General features: G+C 46.8%; 3 protein-coding genes and 3 tRNA genes. All 6 read left to right on the top strand.

Going from position 1 to position 3,572, the window contains the following annotated elements; genetic code table 11:
• The first annotated feature begins 457 nt into the window (after positions 1–457).
• The 6 genes from murB to V7D78_RS16490 all read left to right on the top strand — a co-directional run bounded on the left by murB (position 458) and on the right by V7D78_RS16490 (position 3,522).
• Positions 458–1,468: a UDP-N-acetylmuramate dehydrogenase gene (gene murB / locus V7D78_RS16515; RefSeq protein WP_333609553.1), complete on the top strand. Its 1,011-nt coding sequence runs from the start codon at positions 458–460 to the stop codon at positions 1,466–1,468.
• The gene (gene birA, locus V7D78_RS16510; RefSeq protein WP_333609552.1) at positions 1,461–2,444 is read left to right on the top strand and encodes a bifunctional biotin--[acetyl-CoA-carboxylase] ligase/biotin operon repressor BirA; all 984 of its coding nucleotides are present in this window, start codon (positions 1,461–1,463) and stop codon (positions 2,442–2,444) included. Before murB ends, birA begins: the two co-directional genes overlap by 8 nt.
• Positions 2,445–3,140 carry a type III pantothenate kinase gene (locus V7D78_RS16505; RefSeq protein ID WP_333609551.1) on the top strand — a complete coding sequence of 232 codons (696 nt, stop codon included), beginning with the start codon at positions 2,445–2,447 and terminating at the stop codon, positions 3,138–3,140.
• Between the two features lie 111 nt (positions 3,141–3,251).
• Positions 3,252–3,327 (top strand) — tRNA-Thr (locus tag V7D78_RS16500).
• 5 nt (positions 3,328–3,332) lie between these two features.
• A tRNA-Tyr gene (locus tag V7D78_RS16495) sits at positions 3,333–3,417 on the top strand.
• Positions 3,418–3,447: 30 nt separating this feature from the next.
• Positions 3,448–3,522, top strand: a tRNA-Gly gene (locus V7D78_RS16490).
• The last annotated feature ends 50 nt before the right edge of the window (positions 3,523–3,572 follow it).

The following is a 3,572-nucleotide window of genomic DNA, read 5'->3' as shown; positions in this document are numbered from 1 at the left end:
ATCAGGCGGGAATATTGAAAATAGAAAAATGAGGTTTTGGTCTGATCAATGTCAGGTAGAGTAGTACAGTGATGCCGGTCTTTCGACAAGCCAACAGTTTGGCTTGTCGCCGGCAGAACGCCCCGAGCTCTGCGAGGGGCATGAAGGCACCTCATTCAAGCAAAAGGCCTACCCTCACGGGTGGGCTTTTTGCTTTATCCGCTGCGCGGGAGTACTGCTCACGCATGGCAGCCACAGAGGTGGCATTGCGAAACACCTCCCTGTGTTTCGCCCTTCGGGCCGTCGCTTCGCAACGTCCAAATTCGTTCCTGACGAATTTGTCGCCATGCTGATTCAGAGTTTCGCGCATACTAACAAGCCTCCCCCTTTGTAAAAGGGGGAATGAGGGGGATTTGGAGATTTGCTTTAGCTATATATCAGTTTTACAATAACGCCTTATATTATCAGTGGTCTTACTATGCATATTCTCCACGATCAGCCAGCAGAGCTTTATTCTACTTTTCGCCTGAAAACCCGCCTGGCTAGCGTTATTGAAGTTAGCTGTTTAGCCGATTTAGTGCAGCTAGATACCACAGCAGCGCCACTGGTATTAGGTGAGGGCAGCAATACGATCTTTCTGCAAGCGCAAACCAAACCCATAGTACGTTTTACCGGTGCTAACATCACTGAACACTGGCTGGATGAACACAGCTGTTTGCTGCATGTAGAAGCGGGCCATAACTGGCATCAACTGGTCAGCTTGGCTGTGCAACAGCAATTGTGGGGTATCGAAAATCTGGCGTTAATCCCGGGCTCAGTTGGCGCTGCGCCGGTGCAAAATATCGGTGCTTATGGTGTTGAACTGGCGGATGTGTGTGCCTATGTCGATTACTATCATTGGCAGACCAAAAGCATACAGCGATTCGCTGTGAGCGACTGTGCTTTTGGTTATAGGGATAGTATTTTTAAGCATCAGTTAGCCGGTAAAGGCATTATCGTCGCACTGGGCATTATGCTATCAACCGTCGCTAAACCAGTATTGAGCTATCAGGGGTTAGATACACTTCCATTGAATAGCACTATCAATGACATTTATCAGCAGGTGATTGCTATCCGCAGCAGTAAGCTCCCTGATTATCGACAACTGGCCAATTGTGGTAGTTTTTTTAAAAACCCGGTTATTAGTAGCCATGCTTATCAGCAACTACAAGCTAGGTATCCAGCCATTCCTGGTTTTAAGCTAAATAATCGTGATGTAAAAGTACCCGCCGCCTGGCTGATGGATCAGCAAGGTTTTAAAGGCTACAGGCATAACGATATTGGTTGCTATGCTAAGCAACCTTTAGTGTTGGTGAATCACGGTAATGGTATGGCAGAAGAATTGTTGGCCCTGATAGCAGATATTCAAAGTAAGGTTTATCAGGCCTACCAAATAACGTTAGAACCAGAAGTCAGATTGCTGAACAGTGATGGTCAGCACTATGTCTAAAACCAGTCTACTTTGTCAGAGACAGTTATTACACTACCTTGCTGATGGTGATTTTTATTCTGGGCAGTGGCTGGCAGAGCAACTGGGTATTAGCCGAACCGCAGTAGCTAATTATCTGAATGAACTAAAACAGCATGGCCTGGGCATATTCAGTGTTAAAGGTCGCGGTTATAAACTAGCACATGCAATTCAGTTGCTTGATGCTAATAAAATAAAAATATTACAGCCAGCCGGCAGCGCGCAAATTTTGGTACAACATGTTACCGACTCCACAAACTGCCAGCTTTTACAACGCTTACAAGCAGCGCAAGTACTAGAGCCTGGTAGTGTGATTGTCGCAGAAGCGCAAACGGCCGGACGTGGCAGGCGTGGCAGAAGTTGGTATTCACCCTTTGGCACCAATCTTTATTTTTCTTGTTATTGGCGACTTGAGCAAGGCGTTGCTGCAGCAATGGGATTAAGTTTGGTCATTGGCTTGGCAATTTGTCGCTTATTGAAACAACAGTATCAAGTTGAATGTAAAGTAAAATGGCCAAATGATATTTATGCGAGCGGCAAAAAGCTCGCTGGTATTCTGGTGGAATTATCAGGTCAGGCTGATTCAGGTTGCGACCTAATCATCGGCATAGGCTTAAATGTTGGTATGCCGGAGCAGAGTCAGCTGCATATCGATCAGCCTTTTACCGATCTTCGCACTGAATCATCTCAGCAGATTGACCGCAATGTATTGGTTGTGCAGTTGCAGCAGCAACTGGTTGCGGTACTGCAGGAATTTAATCAGAGTGGCTTTGCCCGTTTTGTCAATGAGTTTAATCAATACGACTTATATGCTAACCGCGAAGTATGTCTGATGGCTAAGACACCTATTTCAGGTATTTGCCGCGGAGTGGACAAGCAGGGCGGCATCATCATTGAAACTGCGGATGCGATTGACACATATTACGGTGGCGAACTCAGTTTACGCGCAGGGGGGTAAATGTATTTATTACTAGACATTGGTAATACCCGAGAGAAAGCCGCATTATTTAGTGCTGGCACACTAAGCCCTTTACCTGAATTATCAGCAGACAGACTACAACGCTTGCCTGTTAAAGCCGTTTATTTTGCCTGCGTAGCAAGTGATAGGCGCTTAAATGATTTAAAAGTGAGTTTGGGCCTGGATCATTTACCCTGGCATCAGGTGAGCTCTCAAGCCCATGCCTTTGGCGTGACCAACTGTTATGAACAACCCCAGCTGCTTGGCGTTGACCGTTGGTTAGCCTTATTAGGTGCGCAACAATTGTTTGCCAGACGTTCATTGATGATAGTTGATGCGGGTACGGCATTGACCATAGATTGGTTAGATGAAGCAGGCATGCACCAAGGCGGCTGGATTATGCCAGGTTTACGCTTGCAACAACAAAGCGTGGTACAGCAAACGGCCAAGGTGTTTAACCGAGAGCTGCTTGAGGCCAAAATTATTCCCGGCATAGATACGGTCAGCTGCTTACAAAATGGTTGTTTGGCAGCGGTTATCGGTGCAATACGTCAAGGCTGGTCGCTAAATCAGGCTGAGCAGTTAATATTGACCGGTGGTGATGCGTTATACCTTAAGCCGCAATTAGCCGATTTAGCACTGACGACAGAACCTTTATTGATTTTTCAGGGTCTTGCCCGATATATTGACCCTTAATACCCTTTTTGCACAGGAATTGAGCGGTCAGACAATAAAAATAGTCTTTTTTGGTTTTTTCTGTTGCGCCCACCCCGTCATTCTACTAGAATTCGCACCCACTGACGTAGTGCCGCTTTAGCTCAGTTGGTAGAGCAACTGACTTGTAATCAGTAGGTCATCCGTTCGACTCGGATAAGCGGCACCATTAGTGGAGGGGTTCCCGAGTGGCCAAAGGGATCAGACTGTAAATCTGCCGGCACTGCCTTCGAAGGTTCGAATCCTTCCCCCTCCACCATTCAGTCAGTTAAATAGCTACGAGAAGGCCGCGGGCATCGTATAATGGCTATTACCTCAGCCTTCCAAGCTGATGATGCGGGTTCGATTCCCGCTGCCCGCTCCAATTTTTGAGTGCTGATATAGCTCAGTCGGTAGAGCGCACCCTTGGTAAGG

The organism is Arsukibacterium sp., assembly GCF_036735525.1.
In the GTDB taxonomy this organism is placed as follows: Bacteria; Pseudomonadota; Gammaproteobacteria; order Enterobacterales; family Alteromonadaceae; genus Alishewanella.
The sequence above is the reverse complement of the archived record's forward strand: the minus strand, read 5'-3'. Positions and strand labels throughout refer to the sequence as shown.